The following is a 25812-nucleotide window of genomic DNA, read 5'->3' on the forward strand; positions in this document are numbered from 1 at the left end:
CCACCGGCTCCGATGTGCCGTCAGACCCGCTCCAGCTGCCAGATCTGCGGCTGGAGACCGTTGCAGGTCCACTGCTGGACGTTGGCGCCCGGCGTACGGGAGCCCCCGGCCACGTCGAGGCACTGACCGCTGGACCGGGAAACGAGCCGGAAGTAGCCGCGGCCGACGTTTTCCGGACGCCAGTCCTGGGCCGGCCGGGCGTTGCAGTACCACTGCCGGACGTTCGCACCGGGCGTGGTGGAACCGTTCTCCACATCGAGGCAGTACCCGCTGTTGCGGCCGGTGAGGGTGAAGTGGCCGTCCCCGCGAGCGCGTAGCGTCCAGTCCTGTGGCCCCAGGCCGTTGCAGGTCCACTGCTGGACGTTGCCGCCCGGCGCACGGGAGTCCGCCGCCACGTCGAGGCAGTGCCCGCTGCCGGCGTTACGCAGCCGGTAGAGCGCACCGTCCACCACTCCGGCCGCGTCACCGCTTCCGGTGGCGGAGCCGGTCGCGAAGTACGGGCGGCACACCGAGCCGTCCCAGTCGGTCGCGATCTGCAGCAGCCGAGTTCCGTCGGCCGACGGAAGCAGCGGGGAACTGTAGTTCTGGCAGTAGTTCACCGCGGGATCGGTCACCCGCACGGGTGACTCGATCTCGTACCAGGGGCCGCTGCCGTTCTCCGTGTTGACGAGAACCGTACGGCCGCTGTCCGCCGCGGGGGTGCCGTCCCGGTTGAGCAGCCGCTGGCCCACCAGCAGGATCCGGCCGTTCGGCCCGCCGCCGGGGGACGGAGCCCACGCGATGGTCGGAGCGGCCCGGAAGTACTTGCCGTCGACCGTCTCCGGGCGGGTGCCCAGGGCCGTCGGGGCACCCCAGTCCCACCCGTCCGCCGAAGTCCGGAAGTGCACCACGCACTGGTACTGGCCGCCGGGGTTGCAGATCTCGAAGCTCATGAAGTACGTGCCGTCCGGCAGCTTGCGCACCACGGGCATGCCCGGTCTGTCCGGGGCCCAGCTGCTGGCCACGGTGTCGTGGTGCCCCTGCCAGGTGACGCCGTCGTAACTGCGTGACGCCACCAGCTTCTGACTGTGGGCGGGGTCCGTCTCGTCGGCGTAATGGCAGACGAGCGCCCCGTCGGCGGCCACGGAGAACTCCGGTTCCCACAGGCCACCGGTGCCGCTCGCGGTGGCACAGGCGGAGAGGTAGGACCAGGTCCGGCCCACATCGTTGCTGCGCCAGATGCGCAGCGCCATACGCCGGTTCTGCTCGTCCTGGCCCGCGGACGAGGCCCACAGCAACGTGCCCGGCGCCAGGGAGCCCACCTGGCGCGGGAGCTCGAACAGGGTCGCGCAGCAGAGCCCTTGGCCCGCCGCGGACTCGGGGTCGGCGACCCGGCCGACCTCGCGGAAGCTCGTGCCCCCGTCGGTGCTCTCGTGGATCGCGCCGATGCCGTTGTTGCCGTCGAAGGTGACGACGCTCGCGAGCACGCGTCCGTTTGCCGCGCCGTTGTGGGCGAGGCGGAGGGCGCGCGGATACAGACCGGTCCCGTCGCGCAGGGGTGTGCCCGTGGCGGCCGCGGCGGCCGGGGAGGTGGTGGCCTTCGGGGTGGCGCCTGGGGAAGCATCGGCTGCGGCAGGCGCAGCAAGGGCCAGCAGGAGGCTCAACGCCCCTGCGACGCAGAGCAGGAGCCGGCGCACAGGGGTCCGGGCGCGGGACGCCGCAGCGCCGGAGGGCCGGTCGTTCCCTGGTGAGGTGTGGGGATGAGGTCGTGGTCGGCGCATGCGCATCAGCGGGTTCCTCTCCTCGGGTGACGGAAAGCGGTGGCCTGGGGAGGCGGCCCCCGCGGCGGTTCGGGCGACATCGGGCAACGTCGGGCAGGTAGTCATGCCCCTGACATGTACATCGATGTAAATTGGTGCGGATCCCGACTGTGGCACACCCGTGCCGGGGCGGGAAGTGGCCGGGGCGCACGTATCTGATTCCCGGTACGTGCGGCGAGAGGAGAGACCGCCGGTTTCCGGGGCGCCTTCCGGCCCCGCGCCGACCGACCGCGCTCAGGCCGCTGATCAGTCGACTGCGGGGTACTGGGCGGCGACGCGAGGCGGCAACCGAGCCTGTGCATCGTGCTCTTCGTCGTCGGCGCGGTGATGGAGTTCGCCGTCGCACCGGTCGTGCCGCGCATCGTCCGGGCGTTCGGGGACCCTCGGCGTGCCGTGCGCCGATACCGGATCAGCCCTCGTCGCGCCAGGCGGTCGTGAGTCCTTCGAGCCATGCGGGCGGCAGTTCCGCGTGCTCCCATTCCGCCTGGAGAGCCGACGGTGCGGCGGTCAGGCGTTCGAGTACGGCGATGCTCGTGGGGGAGTGCAGTAGGGAGTAGCGGCCGTGGACGGCGATGCGGCTGCGTGGCCCGTACTGCGCGTACAGCTGGTCCAGCCGCTCGTGATGGGACTCGGTGAACTGCGCCAGCTGTCCGGCGTATCCGACCCGCCCGACGACGCTCATCGTGCCGAGTACCGCGGTGAGGACCTCGTCCGACACCTCGGGGTCGAGGTCCGAGGTGTCGCTGAACGCGAGATAGAGCGGCATCACGGCGACCTTCGCACGCTCCACGTCCACCCTCCCGACAGGGTGACGGCCCCGTGCGGCGGCGCCCGTAGAGTCGGACATCGCCGGGCCGATGGCGCGCTCGAGGGCTCGCTCGGCGACGCGGGCGAGTTCGTCGCTCACGGCTCGGGCGCCGTCGTGCCAGCCGATGCCGTACGGTTCCCCGACGTCTGCACGGCCGGCCTCCGCCTTCCCGACCTCACTGTGCGCGTCTGCGACCGCGCCTGCCTCCACGAGCGCGATCAGCTCCTCGGCTTCCCCCCGGAACACTCCTACGCGGCCCAGGAGCTCGAGGAGGGTCTCCTTCGCGTTCATCACACTGGTGGAGTCCAGCGGGTGCCGGCCCGTTTCGGCGATGTTGATCGTGTCCCCCTCGTCGGCCTCGGTCCGGTGCTTCAGCAGGACGTGACGCCTCTGTCGCGCTTCCCGTGCGTCGGCTGTGACGCTTCCACTGGCAGCGGCAGCCGCCCAGCTTCTCAAGTCTCCACGATTCGACCGGCCATCGTCGCACCCAGGGCTGATCCGAATCGCTCCGTGTCGGCGCCTGCGCCGCTCGGGCGTCAAGAGGTGTACGCAGCTCCGGTCTATACCAACCTCTTGACAGGCTCGGCGTTCATTCCTTAAATCACGTAGTGAACTAAGTGCTTCCGCCCCTTCGTCCCCCTGCCCTGCCGGCACGGGGTGTACGGGCGTGCTCGATGTGGTGCCTGCCCGACTCGCTCGGATCCGACATGCGTACAAGTCTGACATGCGCACGTCAGTCCCCCACGCTCCCCGAAGGGAGAAGGCATGAGTTCCCCACGTCCGCCTCGACGTCTGGTCATGTCCCTCGTCATGGCGCTCGGCCTGGCCACGCTGTCCACCGGACTGGCGCAGAGCGCGCCCACGCCGGTGACCTCGCCCGCCGCGCAGACCACTGCGGCAGCCGCACCGGCCGCCGTCACGTTCTCCGACGAGTTCGACGGGGCAGCAGGCTCCGCCGTCAACGCCGGCAAGTGGCAGATCGAGACCGGCGACAATGTCAACAACCATGAGCGGCAGTACTACACAGCCGGCAACCGCAACGCCGCTCTCGACGGCCAGGGCCACCTGGTCATCACCGCACGCAAGGAGAACCCGGACAACTACCAGTGCTGGTACGGGCGGTGCGAGTACACCTCTGCCAGGCTGAACACCTCGGGCAAGTTCACCACCACGTACGGCCGTGTCGAGTCGCGCATGAAGATCCCGCGCGGTCAGGGCATATGGCCCGCGTTCTGGATGCTGGGCGCCGACATCGGCAGCGTCGGCTGGCCCAACAGCGGTGAGATCGACATCATGGAGAACGTCGGCTTCGAACCGGGCACCGTCCACGGCACCCTGCACGGGCCCGGCTACTCCGGCAGCGGAGGCATAGGCGCCGGCTACAGCCTGCCCGGCGGCCAGGCGTTCGCCGACGCGTTCCACACCTTCGCCGTCGACTGGAGCCCGAACGCCATCACGTGGTCCGTGGACGGCACCGTCTACCAGCGGCGCACCCCCGCAGACCTCGGCGGGAAGCAGTGGGTCTTCGACAAGCCGTTCTTCGTCATCCTGAACCTCGCGGTCGGCGGTTACTGGCCCGGCGACCCCGACGGAAGCACGGTCCTTCCGCAGCAGCTCCTCGTCGACTACGTCCGCGTCAGTACCGACAGCGGCCAGCCGGGTGGCGGCGGACCCATCACCGGTCTGGCGGGCAAGTGTGTGGATGTCGCGGGTGGTGCGGTGGCGAACGGTACGGCGGTGCAGTTGTACGACTGCAACGGTACGGCGGCGCAGCAGTGGTCGGTGGGTGCTGACGGTACGATCCGGGCGTTGGGGAAGTGCTTGGACGTGGCGTCGGGTGGTACGGCGGACGGGACTCCGGTGCAGTTGTGGGACTGCAACGGTTCGGCGGCTCAGGAGTGGGCGACGCCGGCTGCCCGGGACATCGTGAATCCGCAGGCCGACAAGTGCCTGGACGTGAGTGGCGGGAACAGCGCGAATGCCACCCGGTTGCAGATCTGGACCTGCACCGGAACCGCCCAGCAGAAGTGGACGGTGACCCGGTGACCGCGACGCCGATGGTGAGACCCGCGATCCGGGGCCTGCTGAGCACGGTGGCCGTGACCGCCGCCCTTCTCACCGGCCTGGCCGCCACCCCCGCGAGCGGCGCCGCGACGGCCACCGGCCAGATCACCGGTCTGGCGGGCAAGTGTGTGGATGTCGCGGCTGGTGCGGTGGCGAACGGTACGGCGGTGCAGTTGTACGACTGCAACGGTACGGCGGCGCAGCAGTGGTCGGTGGGTGCTGACGGTACGATCCGGGCGTTGGGGAAGTGCTTGGACGTGGCGTCGGGTGGTACGGCGGACGGGACTCCGGTGCAGTTGTGGGACTGCAACGGTTCGGCGGCTCAGGAGTGGGCGACGCCGGCTGCCCGGGACATCGTGAATCCGCAGGCCGACAAGTGCCTGGACGTGAGTGGCGGGAACAGCGCGAATGCCACCCGGTTGCAGATCTGGACCTGCACCGGAACCGCCCAGCAGAAGTGGACCGCGCCGAGCGCCGGCGGAGGAACCCCCGGACCGGGAGCCATGGCCGTGGCCCCGTACCTCTACAACGGCTGGGGCAGCCCGCCCAGCCCCACCACCGTGATGAACGCGACCGGCGTCAAATGGTTCACCCTCGCCTTCGTCCTCAGCAACGGTTACTGCAACCCCCAGTGGGACGGCAGCCGGCCGCTGACAGGCGGCGTCGACCAGCAGACCGTCAATACGGTGCGCGCGGCCGGCGGTGACGTCATTCCCTCCTTCGGAGGCTGGAGCGGCAACAAGCTGGAAAGCTCCTGCTCCAGTGCGGGCGAGCTTGCCGCCGCGTACCAGAAGGTCATCAACGCCTACGGGCTGAAGGCCATCGACATCGACATCGAGGCCGCGGCCTACGACAGTCCGGCCGTCCAGCAGCGCACGGTCGACGCGCTGAAGACCGTCAGGGCCAACAACCCCGGCATCAAGCTGTACGTCACCTTCGGTACCGGCCAGAACGGCCCCGACAGCAGCCTGATCAGCAAGGCCGCGGCCTCCGGACTCACGGTGGACAGCTGGACCATCATGCCGTTCAACTTCGGCGGCGCCGGCCAGAACATGGGCCAGCTCACCGTCCGCGCCGCCGAGGGTCTCAAGACCGCGGTCAAGAACGCCTACGGGTACTCGGACGACCAGGCCTACCGGCACACCGGAATCTCCTCGATGAACGGCATCACCGACAACGGCGAGACGGTGACCGTGGCCGACTTCCGCACCATCCTCGCCTACGCACAGCAGCGCCACCTCGCACGGCTGACCTTCTGGTCGGTCAACCGGGACCGGCCGTGCACCGGGGGAGGAGCCGACACCTGCTCGGGGGTCTCCCAGCAACCGTGGGACTTCACCCGGGTCTTCGCCCCCTACACGGGCTGACCCACCCGCCGGGCACTCCGTCGAAGCCCCGTCCTCCTGCGCCCTCGCCGTGCACACCGCGGCGAGGGCGCGGGCAGCTCCGCGGGCTGTGCGGGTAGCGGGGCCGGACGGTGCGCAGGGCTCGGTCCGCCCCGGATGGGCGAGCGGGTGAAAGCTGGGCCCTACGGGTCACTCGCCGCGCGGGGGTGCCGCCGGGCGCTTACTTTGGGTGGCGAGCTCGGCACGGTCGGCTTCACCGCCTCCCCCTTCCTCGTGCGAGCCCGGAGGGACGCCATGCCTGAGCTGTTCATCGGTGGCCGGTGGAGCGCCGCCGTCGAGGGCGGAACGCGTGAGATCCGCTGCCCTGCGGACGGCGAGCCGGTGGCCGTCGTCGACGAGGCGGGGCCGCAGGACGCGGACCGGGCGGTGGCCGCGGCACGCGAGGCCTTCGACCGGGGGCCGTGGCCGGGCACGCCCGCCGCGGAGCGCGGCCGGCTGCTGCTGCGCGTCGCCGACCTGCTGGAACGGGACAAGGACGTGTTCGCCCGAGCCGAAACCCTGGACACGGGGAAGCGGCTCGTGGAGAGCGAGTACGACATGGACGACATCGCGAACTGTTTCCGCTACTTCGGGAACCTGGTCGCATCCGGCGGCACCGACCGGGTCGTCGACACGGGTGACAGCGGGGTCGACAGCAGAGTGGTGCACGAACCGGTCGGAGTCTGCTCCCTGATCACGCCCTGGAACTACCCGCTGCTGCAGACGGCCTGGAAGGTCGCCCCCGCGATCGGGGCGGGCAACACCTTCGTCCTCAAGCCCAGTGAGCTGACACCGCACACCGCGGTCCTCCTGATGAAGGCGCTCACCGAGGCCGGTCTGCCGTCGGGGGTGGCGAACCTCGTGCTCGGGGCCGGAGCCACCGCGGGCGCGCCCCTGACCTCGGACCCGCGCGTCGACATGGTCTCCTTCACAGGCGGCCTGGCCACCGGGCGGCTCATCATGGCGGCGGCCGCACCCACGGTGAAGAAGATCGCGCTGGAACTGGGCGGCAAGAACCCCAACATCGTATTCGCCGACGCAGAGTTCGACACCGCCGTGGACTACGCGCTGATGGCGGTCTTCCTGCACGCAGGGCAGGTCTGCTCGGCCGGTGCCCGGCTGCTCGTGCAGGACGAGCTGCACGACGCCTTCGTCGACGAACTCGTACGGCGCGCCCAGGACATCCGGCTGGGCGGTCCGTTCGACGAGCAGGCCCGCAGCGGGCCCCTGATCTCGGCCGCGCATCGCGACAAGGTGGAGGCCTACGTGGCCGCGGGTCTCGCGGAGGGTGCGGTGCTGCGCTGCGGCGGCGCCCGGCCGGACGACCCGGCGCTGCGGAAGGGCTTCTACTACCTGCCGACCGTGCTCGACGAGTGCACCCCGGACATGTCGGTCGTACGGGACGAGTCCTTCGGCCCGGTCCTGACCGTCGAGCGGTTCCGGGAGGAGGCGGATGCCGTCGCTCTGGCCAACGACACCGTCTACGGGCTGGCCGGGGCCGTCTGGACCCAGGACGGCGAGCGCGCCCACCGGGTGGCCGCGGGGCTGCGCGCCGGGACCGTGTGGATCAACGACTTCCATCCGTACGTGCCGCAGGCCGAGTGGGGCGGGATGAAGCAGTCCGGCGTGGGCCGCGAGCTGGGCCCGGCCGGTCTCGCGGAGTACCAGGAGGCCAAGCACATCTGGCGCAACACCGCAGCACGGCCGCAGAGGTGGTTCGAATGAGCCGTTCCGAACCGACGAGCCCGGACCCGGCGGGCACGCCGCCTCCCGGTACCCGGGCCGACGGCAGCCACGACGACGATTCGCTCGCCGAGCTCGGCTACAAGCCCGAACTCAAGCGCACCCTCGGCAACTTCCACACGTTCGCCGCGGGCATCAGCTACATCTCGATCCTGACCGGCACCTTCCAGCTGTTCTACTTCGGCGTGAGCTTCGGCGGCCCGGCCTACTGGTGGTCCTGGCCCATGGTCTTCGTCGGCCAGCTGATGGTCGCCCTGTGCTTCTGCGAGCTCGCCGCCCGCTACCCCGTGGCCGGCTCGATCTACAACTGGGCCAAGAGCATGGGCGGCCCGCACATCGGCTGGCTCGGCGGCTGGATGATGATGACCGCCACCATGGTCTCGCTGTCCGCCGTGGCTCTCGCCTATCAGATCACGCTGCCGCAGATCGACGACTGGTTCCAGTTCATCGGCGACGGCACCGGCAAGAACGACGCGGCGAAGAACGCCGTCCTCCTCGGCACGGTGCTGATCCTCTTCTCCACCCTGATCAATGCCTTCGGTGTCCAGCTCATGGCCCGGATCAACAGCGCGGGTGTGTTCATCGAGCTGATCGCCGCCGTCGCCCTGATCGTCTTCCTGGCCGCACACATCACCCGCGGGCCCAGCAGCGTCCTGACGGACACGTACGGTCTGGGCGAGGGACGGACCCTCGGGTACTTCGGCGCGTTCCTGACCGCTTCGCTCGCGTCCGCCTACGTGATGTACGGCTTCGACACGGCGTCGTCGCTCGGCGAGGAGTCGCACAACCCGAGCCGCAACGCACCCCGCGCGATCCTGCGGGCCCTCATCGCCTCGTTCCTCATCGGCGGTCTGATCCTGCTCTTCGCGCTGCTGGCCGTGCCGGACCTGGCCGCGAAGGAGCTGTCGACGGGTGGCCTGCAGTACGTGGTGCTGGAAACGCTCGGTTCGACCATCGGCGAGATCTTCCTGTGGTGTGTGGTCGTCGCGATCACGGTATGCGTGCTCGCAGTCCAGGCCGCGGGGATCCGGCTGATGTTCGCGATGGCACGGGACAACAACCTTCCCGCGGGCTCGGTCCTGGCCCGGGTCAGCCCCCGCTTCCAGACCCCCGTGGTGCCCGCTGTCGTGATCGGTGTGGTGGGCGTCGTCATCCTGGTGATCAACATCAACCAGCCGCAGATCTTCTCGGTGATCACCAGCATCGCCGTCATCATGATCTATCTGGCCTATCTGATGGTCACGGCCCCGATGCTGATCCGCCGGCTACGGGGCGCCTGGCACTGCGCGGAAGGCGGCTTCACCCTGGGCAGATTCGGGCTCCCGATCAACATCCTCGCCGTGTTGTGGGGCGCGGGCATGGCGCTCAACCTGGCCTGGCCGCGCGCCGAGGTCTACAACGCGACGGGGCCGCAGCACTGGTACCTGCGCTGGGGCGCGTTCGTCTTCATCGGCATCGTCGGGCTCGGCGGCTTCGCCTACTACTGGTTCGTGCAGCGGCACAGGACCGGCGTTCTCGAGAGCCACCGCACCGAAGTGAAGGACCCGGCGGAGCCCGCCCCACCGTCCGCGTAGCCCTGGCCCGTACCCCCTGATTCCTGGAGACACAGATGTCCGCTGAGAGCCGGCCGAGGGACGAATTCGACTATGTGGTGGTCGGCGGGGGTACGGCCGGCGCGGTCGTCGCCGCCCGGCTGTCCGAGGACCCGTCCGTCACCGTCTGCGTACTGGAGGCCGGTCCCTCCGATGTCGGCGACGAGAACATCCTCCGGCTCGACCGGTGGATGGGGCTCCTGGAATCCGGCTACGACTGGGACTACCCGGTGGAGCCGCAGGACAACGGCAACAGCTTCATGCGGCACGCCCGTGCCAAGGTCCTCGGCGGCTGCTCGTCGCACAACTCCTGCATCGCGTTCTGGGCACCGGCCGAGGACCTCGACGAATGGGGCGCCCTGGGGTGCGAGGGCTGGAGCGCCGCGGACTGTTTCCCGCTGTACAAGCGGCTGGAGACCAACGACGCGCCCGGCGACCACCACGGCCGCAGTGGACCGGTGACCATCCGCACGATCCCGCCGAACGACCCTTGCGGAGCGGCTCTGCTGGAAGCCTGCGCGGACGCAGGGATCCCCACCACGCCGTTCAACACCGGCACGACGGTCACCCGGGGGGCGCACTGGTTCCAGATCAACGCCCGCGCCGACGGGACGCGTTCGTCCGCCTCCGTCTCCTACCTGCACCCGATCCTCGGGAAGCGTCCGAACCTCGAAGTACGCACGGGGCTGCAGGCCAAACGACTGGTTCTCGACGCCGAACAGCGGTGCACCGGCGTCGAGTACCTGACGCCCGACCTCATCCATTCGAGTACGGTCGGCGCACGCCGCGAAGTCGTGGTGGCCTGCGGCGCGATCGACGGGCCGAAGCTGCTGATGCTCTCAGGGATCGGCCCGGCGCAACATCTGCGCGAGACCGGTGTGGAGGTCCGGGTCGACTCGCCGGCCGTCGGCGCCCACCTCCAGGACCACCCCGAAGGCGTGATCATGTGGGAGGCGAGGCAGCCCATGGTCACCACCTCCACCCAGTGGTGGGAGATCGGCATCTTCGCCGACACCGAAGCGGGCCTCGACCGCCCGGACCTGATGTTCCACTACGGGTCCGTGCCCTTCGACATGAACACCTACCGGCGCGGCTACCCGACCTCCGAGAACGCCTTCTGCCTCACGCCCAACGTGACCCGGGCCCGTTCCATGGGCACCGTACGGCTGCGTACCCGTGACTTCCGTGACAAGCCGCGGGTCGACCCGCGCTACTTCACCGACGAGCACGACGTACGGGTGATGACCTACGGGCTGCGGCTCGCGCGGGACATCGCCTCCCGGGCGCCCATGGCTTCCTGGGCCGGGCGGGAGCTGGCGCCGGGGAAGGAGGCCGGGACCGATGCGGAGCTTCTCGACTACATCCGGCAGACCCACAACACGGTCTACCATCCGGCGGGCACGGTGCGGATGGGCGCCACCGACGACCCGGAGGCCGTCCTCGATCCACGGCTGCGCGTGAAGGGGGTGCGGGGTCTGCGGGTGGCCGACGCGTCCGTGATGCCGTTCCTGCCCGCCGTCAATCCGTGCATCACCACGATGATGATCGGCGAGAAGTGCGCGGACATGATCCGGGCGGACCGGGACTGAGCCGCGTCGTGCGCCGTCGGCTGCGCGCGCCGGCCACCGGCCGGGTGAACTACCCCGCAGGAGTCACCTTGCGCGTTTGGTCGTGGCGGGCTTCTTGGCCGTGCGCTTGGGGCTGGCCGTCTGCTTCGCCGGGATCGGGCGCGACGTCCCGGCCGCGGCGGCGGCCTGCTTTTCGCTGCGGGCATCCGTGGTGGCGAGAGCCCCGGCGCTGTTCTCCAGGTGGGCACGGACGAACCACTGGAACTGCTCCAGGGAACGGAGGTGCTCGATGAGCAGGTCCTCGGTGACCGGGTCGACGGAGGCCGCCTTCGCCGCGGCTTTCCGGTGGTCCTCGATGATGCCGGTGTAGACGAGGTCCAGTGCGCCGAGGTGGGCGATCGCATCGGCCCTCCCCACGCTGTAGTCACTCCACGTCCGCTCGGTGACCAGCACGCCCGCGGTTCCGTGCGGTACGCCCCCCAGGGCCGAGATGCGCTCGGCCGCGGCGTCTGCCATGTCCCGGACCGCCAGTGTCTGCGGGTCGAGCATTTCGTGGACGGCGATGAAGTGGGGGCCGGTCACATTCCAGTGGATGTGCTTCAGCGTGAGCGCCAGGTCGTTGAGCGAGTGCAGACGCATGCTCAGCAATTCGATCAACCGCCCGCCTTCCTTGGTGCTCAGGCCGGGAACGGTGTAGCGCGGGGTGGAACTCTGAGGCGACATGATGCTCCTGCGACGGGGGACGGTCTACGCCACTGATCTGCCCGCCCGACTCATGAAGCCACGCACGTCCGCGGCCGACACCACTTGACCAGCCCTGCGGAAACCGGCCCGGGACCGCATGGCGGACCCGCGTACGCCGTCAGGGATTCGTCGGACGGCGACCGTCCGAGCTCGTCGGGTGCCCGGGATGCCACACGTCACCCGTCCGCGCGCCCTCGGCCGTCCAGGTCCGCCCGGCCGCCGGCTCCCAGGAGCCCGGTCACCTCGAAGGAGGTCTCCCGCTGCAACCTGGGGATTTCCCGCTTCGAGAACGCGGTGACCACCGGCGGCATCGCGGCTCGCACCACCTGCGTGAGGCGGAGCCACGCGGGCGCGTACACGGCCGCACTCCGCCTTTCGACCGCGCGCACCAGGTGTCCCGCCACGGTCTCCACCGGGTAGACCTTCCGAGCGGGTCTCGGCATGTGAGCTCGCAGCTCCCGCAGAACGGGGTGCTCGTCCGCGTCACGGATCATGTCGGTGTCGGTCCAGTTCAGGTAGGCGATGCCCACCCCCACGTGTTCATGGGCGAGCTCGGCACGCAGTGAATGAGCGAACGACTCGACGCCGGCTTTGGAGGCGCAGTAGGCACTCATCATGGGTGCCGCTCCGATGGAGGCCAGCGAGGCGATTTGCAAGTAGTAACCACCCGTTGCCCGCAGGTGGGGCAGGAAGGTGCGTGCGCTGATCGCGCTGCCGATCAGGTTCACCTCGATCACGCGCCGCCAGGTCACCGGGTCGGACTCGGCGAACGGGCCGCCCTCAGCCAGTCCCGCGTTCGCGACCACGACGGATGCGGGCCCCATCCGGTCCCGGACCTCGTCGGCCACCCCTCTCATTCCGGCGTCGTCGGTGACATCGACCTCCCAGCACAGGGCACCGGGGATCGTGTCCCTCACCTGGGCCAGGGTCGCCTCCTCCCGGCCGAGCAGGGCCACCGTGGCGCCACGGCGTGCCAGTTCCCGCGCCGTCGCCGCACCGACGCCTCTCGCCGCACCGGTCACGACGGCGACACGGCCGTGCAGAGGACGAGCTGAGCCGGACACATGGACCTCCTCGACGGGGACCAGGGAACCCGCATCTGTGACGCATCCCATCTTGGCGCATATGAGGTGAAAGGTGCATCCGCATGCTCAGCCGTCGATGCCCTCCACACGAGCGCCTTTCCTGTCCCTGCGACCGAGGGCGTGCTGGGCGCGACTGAGCAGGTCGGCCCCGATCCCGCCACGCAGCGCGGCACGGGCCGCGTTCGCCCCCGGGGCTCCATGGACCCCGCCGCCGGGATGCGCGGAGGCCGAGGCGAGGTAGAGCCCTTTCACCGGGGTCTCAGGTCTGCCGGTGCCCGGGGTGGGCCGGAAGACCAGCTGCTGGTGCATCGCGGTCGTACCGGCGTTGATCGCACCTCCTCGCAGGTTGGCGTCGAGGTCCTGAAGAGTCGGAGGTGCGAGGAGCCGACGGGCCCTGATGAGGGAGCGGAATCCTGGCGCCCATCGTTCCACCTCGCATTCGATCCGGTCGCCCATGACTTCCTGCTCCCGCCGGTCCCACAGTCCCGTCAGCCCGTCTTCCCCGGCATCGCCTTTGACCCTGTGCGGCACGTGCGTGTAGGCCCAGGCCGACTCGGTGCCCGCGGGTGACCGGGTCGCGTCAGCGGTGGTCATCTGCCCGAACAGCAGAAAGGGGCGATCAGGCACTCGGCCCATGCTGATCTGTGCCGCGAACCGGGTGAGCCCGTCGACACCGTCGGCCAGATGTACGGTGCCTGCCCCCCTGGCCTCCTGAGCGGTCCAGGGCACCGGCCCGTCCAGTGCCCAGTCGACCTTGAAGGTGGCGAAGTCCCACTGAAAACGCCGCAGGTCGGCCAGCAGCCGGCCAGGGAGATGAAGGGGATCGACCAGCTCTTCGTACAGAGCCGGAGCCGACACGTCGGCGATCACCGCCCGAGCCGCAGGCACGTCGTCGCCTCCTGAGGTCCTTACTCCCACGGCCCGGCCGTCGCGCACGACCACTCGCGTCACGCGCTCTCCGCATCGCACCGCGCCGCCGAGCCGCTCCAATCGGCTGACCAGGGCGCGCGTGAGCGCCCCGGCGCCACCGACCGGCACCGGGAAGCCGTAGGTCTGGCCCAGCATCGACATCAGCCAGCCGAAGCCGCCGCTGCCCGCCGCCTCCGGCGCCAGATCGGCGTGCAACGCGTTGCCGGCGAGGAGCAGCTTCCCGGCCTCACCGCGGAATTCCTCATCCCCCAGGCGGCGTACCGGCAGAACCAGTGACCTGGCCAACCGCAGGCCCCCCGCCGCCCGCAGACGCGCCGCGAGCCGGGCCGCTGACCGGATCGGCGGGAACGGGGTGAAGAGCGCGCCGACGATATCGGGGCCCAGGCGCTTCCAGACGTCATGCAGATCGAGCCAGGCCCTGCCGTCACCGGCGGCCAACGCGTCGAGCCCGACCGCGGTGTCCGCGCATCGACGCTCAAGGACCGCGCACCGGCCGTCCGCCATGGGATGGGCCAGCACCCGTTGCGCGTGACTCCAGCGCAGCCCTTCCTGATGAAGCTTCAGATCCGCGAGGATCGGGGAAGCGGCGGCCAGCGGGTAGAAGGAACTGCAGAGGTCGCTCACGTAGTCGGGATGTACCTCGCGATCGCTGCGGACCGCTCCGCCCGGCTCCGGCTGCGCCTCGAGTACCTCCACGCTCCATCCCGCATCGGCGAGCAGGTTCGCCGCGACCAGGCCGTTGGGCCCCGCTCCGATCACCACCGCATCCGGCATTACCGCCTCCTGTCCATCGCAACGTCGCTTGTCGGCCATGCGGAGCGGGTTGCCGGCGGGAGCGCGCGGTCGCATCCGCCTGCTGGTGGCGGCGTTTGATCACAACGGCGAGCACGGCGAGGCGGCGCACCTGGACCAGTGGGGCGACCGCACTGCTGTGCCGCAGGCCGCAGGTTCCCTCCCACTGTGTACTGGAGATGTGAGCCGTCGCCGACCACTGCCACCGGCACGTCGGGAATCGGACTCGCGGGCCACCCGGTCGCCGTAGCGGAAGCGGGTCCGGCTACCGCCCGGACCCGCGCCGCGGTGTCCGTTGCCGGTGTGACGGTCACGTGTCCCGAGGCGCGGTTCCACCAGCCCCTCCGGATGCGGACACGGTAATCTCGCGCCATGTCCGAGACATCGGTCGCGCATTTCTACGACGATCTGGCCGACGACTACCACCTGATCTACGCGGACTGGGACGTGAGCCTCCGTCGGCAGGGGGATGCCCTGGGCGCCCTGATCAGCCAGGAACGTGCGGCGGTGCTCGACTGTTCCTGTGGCATCGGCACGCAGGCCATCGGTCTGGCGCTGCGCGGGCACGACGTCACCGCGACCGACCTCAGCCCGCGCGCCGCGGCCCGCGCTGCCCGTGAGGCCGCCCGCCGGAGTCTGCGCCTGTGCGCGGCCGCCGCCGACATGCGGCGCCTCCCCTTTCCCGACGGCCGGTTCGACACCGTGGTCTGCGCCGACAACTCGCTGCCGCACCTGCTGACCGAGCAGGACGTGCGCGCCGCTCTGACCGAGATGCGCCGTGTGCTCCGTCCCGACGGCCTGCTGCTGGTCAGCACACGGCCCTACGACGAATTGCTGCGCGACCGCCCTGCCTCGACGCTTCCACAGATCCACCGGATCACCGACGGCGCCGACGAGGAAGAACGAACCGTCACCTTTCAGCTCTGGCACTGGCACGACGACGGCGAGCACTACGACGTGGAGCACTTCCAGCTCCTGCCGGCAGGCGGAGAGTGGCGCGTCCGGGCCCGCCGGACCACCTACTGGGCACTCGGCCGGGACCGACTGGCGGGCCTCGCAGCGGAGGCCGGGTTCGTCGACCCCGGGTGGCGGATGCCGGCGGAGACCGGCTTCTTCCAGCCGCTGCTCATGGCACACGCCGGTCGATAGGCCATGGGCCCGTGGGACGGAGTGAGCCGGGCAGGCTCCCGGTGGGCCGGATGCATGAGTCGCAGCGGGCGCCTGCCCTGTGTTTCCGGGTTCTCAGTCCGTCGCCGGGCTGAGCGTGGGGGCCGTATCGGGGCTGCGGCCACGGCGGTTGTTCAGGGCGAGCGGGACCAGGGAGATCGCCAGTGCGCCGAGGACGGCCGTCACGGCGAACGTGGTGAAACCGAGGCCCGCGTTGCCGCCGGCGAGGACCGCACCGCCAAGGGCCGGGCCGACCACCGCGCCCGTACGGCCGATGCCCGTGACCCAGCCCAGGCCTGTGGCGCGCTCGCGAGGCGCGTAGACGCGGGACGTGGCCGCGTACACCATCACCTGGGCGCTGAACAGCCAGATGCCGGTGACGAAGACGACCACGTACGCGACGCCCAGAGGTAGTTGTGCCCTGAGCAGGAACACGCCGACCGCGGTCAGCACGAACCACAGCGCCGAGACCTTCACCGGGCCGAACCTGTCCGCCGTTCGGCCCGCTACGAGCATGCCGACGATGCCACCCGCGTTGATCACCATCAGGAAGGTGACCGAGGAGGAGAGGGAGTAGCCGGTGGCGCGCATCAGCTCGGGCAGCCAGGTGGAGACGCCGTAGACGAGGAGGAGACCCGCGAAGGACGCGATCCACAGCAGCGGGGTCGCCCAGCGGGTGCCGGGGGCGAACAGGGCGGTGATCGCGGCCATGCGGCCCTTCGCTCCGGCCTGGGGGGCCTGCTGGGCGCCGGGGCGCTCCAGCCGGTAGCGGTCGGCGACGGCGTACGCCTGGTCGGTGCGCCCGCGGGCGAAGAGCACGCCGGGGGATTCCGGAAGCCACTTCGACACCAGCGGCACCGCGATCAGGGCCGGAAGTACACCCGCCCAGAACACCCAGCGCCAGCCGTGCTCGGGTGCCACGGCGAGACCGATGCCGGTGGCCGCCATGCCGCCCGCGTGGTACGAGGTCATCATCAGGCCGGTGGCGAGGGCGGCCCGGCGTGGCGGAGCGAACTCGGCGACGATCGCCAGGCCGATCGGCATCAGTCCTCCCAGGCCGAGCCCGGAGAGGAAGCGGCCGGCGCCGAACACGGTGGCGTCGGGTGCGACGGCGCACAGCGCGGATCCGACCGAGAACAGCAGAACGCTTCCCATGACCAGCGGCTTTCGGCCCAGCCAGTCGGTGAGCGTGCCCGCGGCCAGGGCGCCGATCAGCATGCCGAAGGTGGTCCAACTACCGATGGTGCCGGCCAGCGCGGGCGTGAAGCCGAGGCCTTCGTCGGCCAGGAGGTGCGGCATGGTCGCGCCGTAGATGTTGACGTCCATGCCGTCGAAGAACACGGCGAGCCAGCACAGAGCGATGACCGGAGCGACAACCCGGAAGGAGCGGTCAGGTGGGGACGTGGTCGAGGCAGCCACGGGGCACTCGCTTTCTGCCACGGCGTTGTGGCGGGTGGGCTGCCCCGTACAAGGGAGCAACACCACGATCGGGGAGTGAGTGTTCGCGAGGTGAAAATAATTCCACTCTTGGGCCGTGCGAGTTTCCCCTTGGCCTCCGCCCGTGTCAATGGGGGGCGCAGAGCTGTCTCCTGGCACCGTGACCCGGTGGTGCGAGCCCGCAGGCGCATGGCACCTACGGGCTCGGGCGCTCTCCTGCCATCCGGCTTCGCGGTGCGTCGCTCAGGTGACGCGAACGGCTGCTCCTCATGGGTTACGGCAACGGCAACCCCGCGTAATTCATGGCGAGTTCGGCCGCAGCGTGCGGTGAGGCGGCGATCCGGTCGAGCTGGGCGATCTGGAGCCGCGTGTCGAAATGACTCTGGTCCGGATCGACATGCAGCGTCGTGGTCATGAAGTACGAGAAGTGCTCGGCGCGCCACACGCGGCGCAGACACGTGTCGGAATAGGCGTCCAGCAGATCGGCCGCACCGGTCGTGTGCTGCCGGATGAGCGCCCGGCCGAGCACCACGACGTCGGCCGCGGCCAGATTGAGTCCCTTCGCGCCGGTGGGCGGCACGATGTGCGCGGCGTCGCCGGCCAGGAAGACTCGGCCGTACCGCATCGGCTCGGTGACCGAACTGCGCATCGGCAGAACGCTTTTGGAGGTGATCGGCCCGCGTTCCAGCTTCCAGCCGTCGAGTGCGAACCGGACATCCAGCTCGTCCCAGATCCGCTCGTCCGGCCAGTCGGCCGGATCCGTGCCGTTGGGTACCTGCAGATACATCCGGCTGACCTCGGGTGACCGCATGCTGTGCAGGGCGAAGCCGCGCGGGGAATGGGCGTAGATCAACTCGTCGCAGGACGGCGCCACATCGGCCAGGATGCCGAACCACGAGTAGGGGTACACCCGCTCGTAGGTGCGCCGGACCCCCTCGGGGACAGCTGTCCGGGTCACCCCGTGGAAGCCGTCGCAGCCGACGACGTAGTCGCACGTCAGGGTCTTGTCCTGGCCTTCGTGCGTGTAGCGGATCGTCGGACGGTCGGTGTCCGCGCCCTCGACCGAGCTGACCTCGGCCCCGAAGTGGAGGGCCGCGCCGTCGGCCAGCTGCAGGGCGATGAGGTCCTTGACGACCTCGGTCTGCGCGTACACCCACACTCGGCGGCCGTCCGTCAGCGACGGGAAGTCGATCCGGTGTGCCCGGCCTTCCCAGCGCAGCTCCACGCCGTCATGGACCAGTCCTTCGGCGTCCAGCCGTTCGGCCGCCTCGACCTCGCGCAGGGCGTCGACGGTGGACTGTTCGAGGATGCCGGCCCGCTGACGCTGTTCGACGTAGGCGCGATCGCGGCTCTCCAGGACGACGCAGTCCACGCCCGCCCGGTGGAGCAGGCGCGACAGCAGCAGCCCGGCCGGGCCGCCCCCGATGATTCCTACAGTCGTGTGCACGGCTCGCTCTCCTTCGCTTCGGGGATGTTCGCAACCCGTTGGGGTCGACCACGAGCGGCCCATCGTGTTCGCATAGTGAAGATTTCTTCACTGATTGCCGTGAGTTTGCCGCCCGGATCGCGGCCGTGTCAATGGTCCTGTCCGGATACCGGCGCACACTCCGCGGTCCGTCCGGCCGGTGCCGGAGAAGCGCAGGCACCAGGACGCCCCGGAGGGGCTGAGGGGAAGATGGCGGGCATGGACATCCGGCCGTCCCGGAAGCCTTCCGCATGGCGAGACGGCGAGGCATCCGGAGTTCACCCGTCCGTATATTCGCACGCATGTCTGCATCGGCCCCGTCACTGTGCCTCGCGCTGTTCGCGCACTCGGCATGGTGCGTCGACGACGGACTCTGTAGCGGCTGAACCCGCGTCGGCAGTGCGTGCAGCGCCGTCGACAGCCCACGCCGCCGTCCGCCGAGCACCATCCGGAGACCTCTCGTGACCACCGCGCCACCCGCCGGGCCGGCCGCGCCGCCGCGCGCACTGCCCGCCCTGTTCGTTCCCTCCCGCACCTCGGTGCCGCGACCGGAGGCACCGCCCTTGCCCCCGGTGCGCAGGACGCCACTCGTCGTGTCCGGGCTGCTCGCCGTGGCCCTGACCGCGTACGTGTGGTTCGCGCACGGGGCCAAGCCGGGCGTGCTGCTCCTGCTGGGGCTCGGTCTGGGCGTCGCCCTCTTCCACTCCCGGTTCGGCTTCACATCCGCCTGGCGACAGCTCATCGCCGTCGGCAACGGCACCGGGCTGCGGGCGCACGCGCTGCTGCTCGGCACCACGGCCACACTGTTCGCGCTGATCATCGGCACGAGCACCGGGCTGTTCGGCTCGCAGCCGGCACCCTCCGCCGGGTCGATCGGAGTCGGCCTGGTCGTCGGCTCGCTGCTCTTCGCCATCGGCATGCAGCTCGGCGGGGCCTGTGCCTCGGGCACCCTCTTCGCCGTCGGCTCGGGGCAGACCTCGGTGCTCCTGACCCTCGGCGGGTTCATCGCGGGCGCCACGCTCGCCGCGTGGCAGTTCGACCTCTGGAAGGACCTTCCCGCCTGGGAGCCGGTCGTCCTCTCCGACCACATCGGCTGGTTCGGCTCGTGGGCGGTGACGATCGCCGCCCTGCTGCTGGTGGTCGTGGTCACGCGACGCGTCCAGGCCCGTCGTAACCCGCCGCCCCTCGGCGCCGTACCCTCGGCGCGCACCGCGGCCGTACGGGCCTTCCGGGGGTCCTGGCCACTGGCCGCCGGTGCCCTGGTGCTGGCCGTCCTCGGCGCGGGCGTGCTGGCGGTGTCCGGCGGAGCCTGGGGTGTCACGAGTGCGTTCAGCCTGTGGGGCTCGGAACTGGTGGGTGCGCTCGGCGGGCACCCGGAGAACTGGACCTGGTGGCGGCAGGCCGGCAACGCGGAGATGCTCGCCGGTCCCGTACTGGCCGACAAGACCAGCCTCACCGACCTCGGCATCATGATCGGTGCCGCGGTGGCCGCGGCCCTCGGCGGTACATGGGCCCTGCACCGTGGCATTCCATGGCGAACGGCCGTCGCGTCGGTGCTCGGCGGTGTGCTGATGGGCATCGGAGCCCGGCTGGCCGGAGGCTGCAACATCGGTGCCTACCTGGCAGGCGTGGCCTCGGGCAGCCTGAGCGGCTGGCTGTGGGGCGCGGTCGCCCTGGCCGGCACCTGGCTCGGGCTCAAGCTGCGCCCGTTGTTCGGCCTGGGCAACCCCAAGCCGGGCGACGGCGTCTGCTGACCACCCCTGCGGATTCCACACATCGGGCCCGGTGCCCGCACGGTCCCGTCACCGCAGTCCGGGGGCGGCCAACACGCCTCCTCCGCACGGCCGGACGAGCCGAGGACGCCCCCGTCCGTCGCCACGGCGAATGGGGTGCGCCCGGGGCTCCTCTACGATCATCCGCGTGTGCGCAAACGTCATAGTCGCGGAAGACGACGCGAAACAAGCCGAGCTGGTCCGCCGTTACCTCGAACGCGAAGGCCACGCGGTCACGGTGGTGTCCGACGGCCTCTCCGCCCTCGAGCAGGCCCGGCAGGGGTCGCCCGACCTGCTCGTTCTCGACGTGATGATGCCGCGGGCGGACGGACTCGACGTGGTCCGCATCCTGCGCGCCGAGGAACGGCAGCTGGCGGTCCTCATGCTGACCGCCCGGGCCACGGAGGACGATCTGCTGCTCGGGCTGGACCTGGGCGCGGACGACTACATGACCAAGCCCTACAGCCCTCGGGAGCTCATGGCACGTGTGCGCACTCTCCTGCGGCGCACGCGGCGGGAAGGGGCACGCGAAGACGGCCAGGTGCTGCGGGTGGGAACACTCGCCGTCGATCCGGCGCGCCACGAGGTCTCGGTCGACGGCGTAGGGGTCGAGTGCACACCGGGGGAGTTCCGGGTTCTCTCCGCGATGGCCGCCGAGCCCGAACGTGTCTTCACCCGTGAGCAACTGCTCGCCGAACTCCACGGATTCGACCGCTACATCAGCAGTCGTACGGTCGATGTGCACATCATGAACCTCCGCAAGAAGATCGAGCGCGCGCCCCGCCGCCCGGTCCGGCTGCTCACCGTCTTCGGGGTCGGCTACAAGCTCATGGACCCGCTGAAGGGCGCCCTCCGTGCTTCGGCGCGCTGAGCACGGCGGGCAGCGCCTGCGGCTGCCGCTGCGCAAGAGCCTCCTCGGCCGGCTGCTGGCGGTGTCGGCGCTGGTCGCCGCGTGTTCGGTCGCCGCGACCGCGTGGCTGGCCGTACAGACCACGTCCGGTGCGATCGAGCAGGAACAGGGCCGCAACCTCGCCGCCGACACCCGGGTCCTCGACTCGCTGCTCGCCTACGCGGCCCGACACCCCACCTGGGACGGCGTGGGAGCCACGGTGAACGAGTTGGCCGACGCGTCCGACCGGCGGATCACGCTGACGACACAGAGCCGCCGGATACTCGCGGACTCCGTCGGCTCCTCCCCGCCGCCACCGGCTCTGCCTCCCCAGGCGTCGGCGGTCGTGGACCCGCTGTCCGTGGCAGCCGTCTCCTCCGGGTCGGAGTCGGAGTCCGGCTCCGTGACGATCGCGGCACCCGGTACGGACGAGGAGCAGCGCTCCGGGAACGACCGGGTCGACCCGCGGGCCGTCGGACCGTTCAGGCTGTCCGAGGCCGAGCGTACGTCGCTGAAGCGCACCGCCGACGAGGCGGTGCAGTGCCTCAGCCGGTCCGGGATCGCCTCGGACGTCGTCGAGGGACCGAGCGGGCGGCCCCGTATCCAGGTCGTGGGCAACGACCCTGACCGACTTCGAGGAAGCCAGTGCTCGACGGACGACCTCGACAGCCCCACCGAAACCGAGGCCAAGGCGCTCACCACGCTCAACGAGCTCGTCAACGCCTGCCTGGACCGGCAGGGCCGCGAAGCCGTACGGCTCGATCTCGACCTTTCGTGGAACACGGGCGAGGAGCCCGTCGCCGCATCCGCCGTGCCTGAGGCGTCGCCGGTGCCGACCGTCAGTGTTCCGCAGGAGTCCCTGCCCACGGCGATGCCCACCCCAGCCTCGCCCCTCGACAGTGAGAACGACCGCGACATCGCCTCGTGCGTGGGCATCGCCCGCCAGGAGCAGCTCAGTTCGTACGTCGCCTCACCCGCGCTGCTGTTCATCAGCGACCCGGGCGGTGGTGCCGTCCCCGGCTTCGAGCTGTCCTCCGGGAACACGGCGAAGATCATCGGGGCCGCGGCGCTCGTCCTCGCGCTCACCGTCGGTGCCTCGGTCCTCGCCGGAGTCCGGCTCGTGCGGCCGCTGCACGCGCTCACGGGAGCGGCCCAGCGCATGCGGGACGGCGAGGACCCGTCACATGTGGTGGTCGCCGCGGACAACGAGATCGGCCGACTGGCCACCGCGTTCAACGACATGTCGGCCCATCGTGCCCGGCTGGAGGAGCAGCGCAAGGTGATGGTCAGCGACGTCGCGCACGAACTGCGCACCCCGTTGAGCAACATCAGGGGGTGGCTGGAGGGGGCCCAGGACGGCATCGCCGATGCCGACGCGACGTTCGTCTCCTCGCTCCTGGAGGAGGCGGTGCAGTTGCAGCACATCATCGATGACCTCCAGGACCTGTCGGCGGCCGATGCCGGCGCCCTGCGTCTGCACCCCGAACCAGTACGGATCGAGGACCTGCTCTCCCACGTCGCGGCCGCCCACCAGGCGCAGGCCGATGCCGCCGGCGTCGGTCTCACCGTGACCGTTCCGGAGGGGCACGAGCCGGTCCCCGAGCTCGCGGCCGACCCGGTCCGGCTGAGGCAGGCGCTCGGCAACCTGGTGTCCAACGCCGTACGCCACACGCCGTCGGGAGGGCGGGTGACGCTGCGCGCCTACGCGACCGGGTCCGGGGGAGCGGACGAAGCGGTGGTGCTGGAGGTCGCCGACACCGGCAGCGGCATCGCGACGGAGGATCTGCCGTACGTCTTCGACCGGTTCTGGCGTGCGGAGAAGTCTCGCAACCGCAGCACCGGGGGCAGTGGCCTGGGACTGGCGATCGTCCGCAAGCTCGTCGAGGCCCACGGCGGGACGACCGGTGTGGTCAGCACGTTGGGCCAGGGGTCGGTGTTCACCCTGCGGCTGCCGCCCGCAGGCCCTGATCCGATGAACACGGCGATCTGACAGCTTCCTCACAACTTCACTCCAGTCTGTGGTCATGCCCGGCGCCCGACGCGCATCCGTGCGCGGGCACCACCAACGCCGAGCTGGAATCGGAGTTCTTCATGTCTCTTCGTCCCACCCTCAGGACCGCGGTCCTCGCCACCGCCGCCATCGGCGCGGTCATGCTCCCGACCGCCGCGGCCGTCGCCGACGGCACCCCCACCGCGGTGCCCGCCGAGCGCGCCGAGGCCACCAGCTCCCCGAGCCCGGTCTCCACGCCCGCGAGCTCCAGCCCCGCGCCCGAAGGCGCCGAACCCACCGAGGCGGCGACTCCGGTCCCCGCCGAGTCCGTGCCGGCCGGCACGGTGCCGCGGGGCGGCGTCGCCGCAGGGGAGCGTCCGGCCGGAGACACCGGTGGCACCGCTCTGTACGGTTCCGCGGCCGGCGCGGTGCTGCTCGCGGGCGCCGGCGTCCTCGTGCTGCGCCGCCGGTCCGCCGCGCAGCGCAACGGCTGATCCCGCACGATGGCGCCGCTCCCTGCACGGGGGGCGGCGCCACCCGCGTTCCACCTCCCGCCTCCGCCCGACCCCGCACCGGAGTACTCATGCCCTTCACATCGAACTCGTCATGGCGGACAGCTGTGTCCCTGGCGGCAGCCGGCGTGCTGCTCACCCTCGTCAGCGGGTGCGGCACGGCCGATGCGCCCGAGCCTTCCGCCAGGGCCGCCACAGACACACCCAGGTCCGCGGACGCGCCCAAGGCGCCGGCACCGACACGGCTGACGGTCCCGTCGCTGGGCATAGACAGCGTGCTGCTGCGGCTGGGACTCAACGAGGACGGCACGGTCGAGGTCCCGCCGGCCGAGAAGGGCATGACGGCCGGCTGGTACGCGGGCGGGGCCGTTCCCGGCGAGCCCGGAGCCGCCGTGCTCATCGGCCACAACGACACGCGGTTCGGGAAGGCCGTCTTCCACGACCTGCACACGATCGCCAAGGGCGCGGACATCGCCGTGTCCGACGGGGGAGGGGACGAGACCCACTTCAGGGTCACCGGCACGGAGACCGTGAGCAAGAACGCCTTCCCCTCCGAGAAGGTCTACGGAGCCACCGACGAGCGCGTGCTCCGGCTGATCACGTGCGACGGAGCCTTCGACGCCGCAGGCCACCCCGTGGACAATCTCATCGTGTACGCGACGCTGCGCTGACGGGTAGCCGTCGGGCCGTGCGCGATACGTACATGAGCCGCCGTCAGGTCTCCGCGCGGCCCATCGCGCTGTCGGCCGGCGCACCAGCGCTCACGGCGCCGGCGTACCTTCCCCTCCCCGTGGGGGCGCATGCTCCGCACGGGTGACGGCGACCAGGGCCAGATCGTCGGTCAGGACCCCGTCCGTATGGGTGTGGACCGCCTGGGCGAGCTTCTCCACGACGGCCGGTGGTCCCTGGCGCCACACCTGCCGCAGATCCTGGTCCGGGGTGTAGAAGCGTCCACCGGCGTCGCGGGCCTCCAGCAGCCCGTCCGTGCACAGCAGGAGCAGATTCCCCGGCCCGAAGGGGCGGGATTCGTCCTTCCACGGGCCGGTGTCCAGCTCGCCGAGCCCCAGAGGCAGCCCGGGGTGTTCGGGCTCCCAGACCTGTAGGGCGTTCTCGCTCACCAGGAAGGCGGGACAGTGTCCGCGGTTGATGAGACGTACTTCCGCGCCGTCGTCCGGGATCTGTGCGATGGCCGCCGTGATGAAATGCTCACCGCTCACATCGCTCCCACTGCTCACCGCGGCGGTCTCCCGCGTGTGGCGGGCCACCGCCTCGTCGAGGTGGCGGGCCAGCTCCGGCAGGGTCGGAGTGTGGTGCGCGGCTTCGTGGAAGCTGCCCACCAGGGCCGCGACGCCGGGAACGGAGTTCAGCCCCTTGCCGCGTACGTCGCCGATGAGGAGGCGCACGCCGTACGGGGTGTGCTCCGCCGCGTAGAGGTCGCCTCCGACGGAGGCCGCGGCGGACGCGGCTTCGTAGCGAACCGCGATCCAGGTGTTCCCCCACCACGCGCGTACGGGTGGGAGCACCGCGCGCTGGGCGCTCTCCGCCACCCGCTCGGCCCCCTGGAGCCGGCGTCGCAAGGACAGCCGCAGTCGGCAGAGCGGCACGGATGCCCAGGCGAGGACCACCATGGCGACGTAGTCGACCACCGCGTGACGGCCGTCGGCCGACAGGTGCCCCGCGAAGAGGAGGACCAGTCCGGCCACACTGTTGAGGACGGCCACCCAGACCACGGCCCGCAGTGTGTACACGCAGGACGCGATCATGGAGCTCAGGATCAGGAACACGTCCCCGCTGAACGCCCCCGGCGTGGGAAGGTCGATCGCCAGCGCGAGCACCACCAGCGCCAGGGGCGCGAACCGTGTCCACCGGGGGAGCAGGTCGCTCTCGTTCTGCGGCGCGTGCGACGTCAGCCCTGTCGTGGTGCGGTACGGGCTCACGGCTTCGCCTCCGGAGTGCGACAGGCGGACCGCCGCCATGCAGGCTCGGCGTCCTGTCTCGACCTTGGAGCCGGAAGCCCTGCCCCGCACGCGGAAGCCGCGCGTCGGGGACGGGGCCTGCCGCAACTCTTGA

19 protein-coding genes are annotated in these 25812 nt (G+C 70.7%); 11 read left to right on the forward strand and 8 right to left on the reverse strand.

Annotation, left to right across the window (positions count from 1 at the left end):
- Positions 1-20: 20 nt before the first annotated feature.
- Complete coding sequence (locus ACFWFI_RS15875) at positions 21-1766, reverse strand: RICIN domain-containing protein (RefSeq protein ID WP_387389892.1); 1746 nt, start codon at positions 1764-1766, stop codon at positions 21-23.
- A 442-nt stretch (positions 1767-2208) separates the two neighbouring features.
- The gene (locus ACFWFI_RS15880; protein ID WP_387389894.1) at positions 2209-3063 is read right to left on the reverse strand and encodes a hypothetical protein; all 855 of its coding nucleotides are present in this window, start codon (positions 3061-3063) and stop codon (positions 2209-2211) included.
- Positions 3064-3372: 309 nt separating this feature from the next.
- On the opposite strand from ACFWFI_RS15880, the gene ACFWFI_RS15885 reads away from it, so the two are divergent.
- The 5 genes from ACFWFI_RS15885 (at position 3373) to ACFWFI_RS15905 (ending at position 10980) form a co-directional block, all read left to right on the forward strand.
- The gene (locus tag ACFWFI_RS15885) at positions 3373-4653 is read left to right on the forward strand and encodes a ricin-type beta-trefoil lectin domain protein (protein WP_387389897.1); all 1281 of its coding nucleotides are present in this window, start codon (positions 3373-3375) and stop codon (positions 4651-4653) included.
- Between the two features lie 11 nt (positions 4654-4664).
- Positions 4665-6038, forward strand: coding sequence for a ricin-type beta-trefoil lectin domain protein (locus tag ACFWFI_RS15890; protein WP_387389945.1), 1374 nt, complete (start codon positions 4665-4667; stop codon positions 6036-6038).
- 273 nt (positions 6039-6311) lie between these two features.
- Positions 6312-7781, forward strand: coding sequence for an aldehyde dehydrogenase family protein (locus ACFWFI_RS15895; protein ID WP_387389900.1), 1470 nt, complete (start codon positions 6312-6314; stop codon positions 7779-7781).
- Entirely contained in the window at positions 7778-9373 is a 1596-nt protein-coding gene (locus ACFWFI_RS15900; RefSeq protein ID WP_387389902.1) for an APC family permease, read from the forward strand. Before ACFWFI_RS15895 ends, ACFWFI_RS15900 begins: the two co-directional genes overlap by 4 nt.
- Before the next feature lie 35 nt (positions 9374-9408).
- A complete protein-coding gene (locus tag ACFWFI_RS15905) occupies positions 9409-10980 on the forward strand; it encodes a GMC family oxidoreductase (protein WP_387389904.1) in 1572 nt (523 codons plus the stop codon).
- Positions 10981-11043: 63 nt separating this feature from the next.
- Here the strand turns inward: ACFWFI_RS15905 and ACFWFI_RS15910 are convergent, their stop codons facing one another.
- The 3 genes from ACFWFI_RS15910 to ACFWFI_RS15920 all read right to left on the reverse strand — a co-directional run bounded on the left by ACFWFI_RS15910 (position 11044) and on the right by ACFWFI_RS15920 (position 14492).
- Positions 11044-11682 carry a Dps family protein gene (locus tag ACFWFI_RS15910; RefSeq protein WP_387389907.1) on the reverse strand — a complete coding sequence of 213 codons (639 nt, stop codon included), beginning with the start codon at positions 11680-11682 and terminating at the stop codon, positions 11044-11046.
- A 197-nt stretch (positions 11683-11879) separates the two neighbouring features.
- Positions 11880-12767: an SDR family oxidoreductase gene (locus ACFWFI_RS15915; protein WP_387389909.1), complete on the reverse strand. Its 888-nt coding sequence runs from the start codon at positions 12765-12767 to the stop codon at positions 11880-11882.
- Positions 12768-12854: 87 nt separating this feature from the next.
- A complete protein-coding gene (locus ACFWFI_RS15920) occupies positions 12855-14492 on the reverse strand; it encodes a phytoene desaturase family protein (protein ID WP_387389911.1) in 1638 nt (545 codons plus the stop codon).
- A 390-nt stretch (positions 14493-14882) separates the two neighbouring features.
- On the opposite strand from ACFWFI_RS15920, the gene ACFWFI_RS15925 reads away from it, so the two are divergent.
- Positions 14883-15659, forward strand: a complete 777-nt coding sequence (locus ACFWFI_RS15925) for a class I SAM-dependent methyltransferase (protein ID WP_387389914.1) — start codon at positions 14883-14885, stop codon at positions 15657-15659.
- Between the two features lie 93 nt (positions 15660-15752).
- Here ACFWFI_RS15925 and ACFWFI_RS15930 read toward each other — a convergent pair whose 3' ends face one another.
- Both ACFWFI_RS15930 and ACFWFI_RS15935 read right to left on the reverse strand, forming a co-directional pair.
- On the reverse strand, positions 15753-17096 hold the full coding sequence (locus tag ACFWFI_RS15930; RefSeq protein ID WP_387389916.1) for an MFS transporter: 1344 nt from the start codon (positions 17094-17096) through the stop codon (positions 15753-15755).
- Between the two features lie 292 nt (positions 17097-17388).
- Positions 17389-18561: a 4-hydroxybenzoate 3-monooxygenase gene (locus ACFWFI_RS15935; protein ID WP_387389918.1), complete on the reverse strand. Its 1173-nt coding sequence runs from the start codon at positions 18559-18561 to the stop codon at positions 17389-17391.
- A 479-nt stretch (positions 18562-19040) separates the two neighbouring features.
- On the opposite strand from ACFWFI_RS15935, the gene ACFWFI_RS15940 reads away from it, so the two are divergent.
- The 5 genes from ACFWFI_RS15940 (at position 19041) to ACFWFI_RS15960 (ending at position 24413) form a co-directional block, all read left to right on the forward strand.
- Positions 19041-20333: a YeeE/YedE family protein gene (locus tag ACFWFI_RS15940; RefSeq protein WP_387389920.1), complete on the forward strand. Its 1293-nt coding sequence runs from the start codon at positions 19041-19043 to the stop codon at positions 20331-20333.
- A 166-nt stretch (positions 20334-20499) separates the two neighbouring features.
- On the forward strand, positions 20500-21222 hold the full coding sequence (locus ACFWFI_RS15945; RefSeq protein WP_387389922.1) for a response regulator transcription factor: 723 nt from the start codon (positions 20500-20502) through the stop codon (positions 21220-21222).
- Positions 21206-23230 (forward strand): sensor histidine kinase, encoded by a 2025-nt coding sequence (locus ACFWFI_RS15950; RefSeq protein ID WP_387389925.1) that lies wholly within the window; start codon positions 21206-21208, stop codon positions 23228-23230. Before ACFWFI_RS15945 ends, ACFWFI_RS15950 begins: the two co-directional genes overlap by 17 nt.
- A 101-nt stretch (positions 23231-23331) precedes the next feature.
- Positions 23332-23724: a hypothetical protein gene (locus tag ACFWFI_RS15955; RefSeq protein WP_387389928.1), complete on the forward strand. Its 393-nt coding sequence runs from the start codon at positions 23332-23334 to the stop codon at positions 23722-23724.
- A gap of 89 nt (positions 23725-23813) precedes the next feature.
- Positions 23814-24413 (forward strand): class F sortase, encoded by a 600-nt coding sequence (locus ACFWFI_RS15960; protein ID WP_387389930.1) that lies wholly within the window; start codon positions 23814-23816, stop codon positions 24411-24413.
- A 90-nt stretch (positions 24414-24503) separates the two neighbouring features.
- Here the strand turns inward: ACFWFI_RS15960 and ACFWFI_RS15965 are convergent, their stop codons facing one another.
- Complete coding sequence (locus ACFWFI_RS15965) at positions 24504-25679, reverse strand: PP2C family protein-serine/threonine phosphatase (RefSeq protein ID WP_387389932.1); 1176 nt, start codon at positions 25677-25679, stop codon at positions 24504-24506.
- Positions 25680-25812: the final 133 nt, after the last annotated feature.

It is taken from the genome of Streptomyces sp. NPDC060209, assembly GCF_042728155.1.
GTDB lineage: Bacteria > Actinomycetota > Actinomycetes > Streptomycetales > Streptomycetaceae > Streptomyces.

What these genes read in the sequence shown, in the direction of transcription:
- ACFWFI_RS15875 (WP_387389892.1), bottom strand. Translation starts at nt 1,766, where the DNA reads ATGCGCATGCGCCGACCACGACCTCATCCCCACACCTCACCAGGGAAC.
- ACFWFI_RS15885 (WP_387389897.1), top strand. Translation starts at nt 3,373, where the DNA reads ATGAGTTCCCCACGTCCGCCTCGACGTCTGGTCATGTCCCTCGTCATG.
- ACFWFI_RS15890 (WP_387389945.1), top strand. Translation starts at nt 4,665, where the DNA reads ATGGTGAGACCCGCGATCCGGGGCCTGCTGAGCACGGTGGCCGTGACC.
- ACFWFI_RS15895 (WP_387389900.1), top strand. Translation starts at nt 6,312, where the DNA reads ATGCCTGAGCTGTTCATCGGTGGCCGGTGGAGCGCCGCCGTCGAGGGC.
- ACFWFI_RS15900 (WP_387389902.1), top strand. Translation starts at nt 7,778, where the DNA reads ATGAGCCGTTCCGAACCGACGAGCCCGGACCCGGCGGGCACGCCGCCT.
- ACFWFI_RS15905 (WP_387389904.1), top strand. Translation starts at nt 9,409, where the DNA reads ATGTCCGCTGAGAGCCGGCCGAGGGACGAATTCGACTATGTGGTGGTC.
- ACFWFI_RS15910 (WP_387389907.1), bottom strand. Translation starts at nt 11,682, where the DNA reads ATGTCGCCTCAGAGTTCCACCCCGCGCTACACCGTTCCCGGCCTGAGC.
- ACFWFI_RS15920 (WP_387389911.1), bottom strand. Translation starts at nt 14,492, where the DNA reads ATGCCGGATGCGGTGGTGATCGGAGCGGGGCCCAACGGCCTGGTCGCG.
- ACFWFI_RS15925 (WP_387389914.1), top strand. Translation starts at nt 14,883, where the DNA reads ATGTCCGAGACATCGGTCGCGCATTTCTACGACGATCTGGCCGACGAC.
- ACFWFI_RS15955 (WP_387389928.1), top strand. Translation starts at nt 23,332, where the DNA reads ATGTCTCTTCGTCCCACCCTCAGGACCGCGGTCCTCGCCACCGCCGCC.
- ACFWFI_RS15960 (WP_387389930.1), top strand. Translation starts at nt 23,814, where the DNA reads ATGCCCTTCACATCGAACTCGTCATGGCGGACAGCTGTGTCCCTGGCG.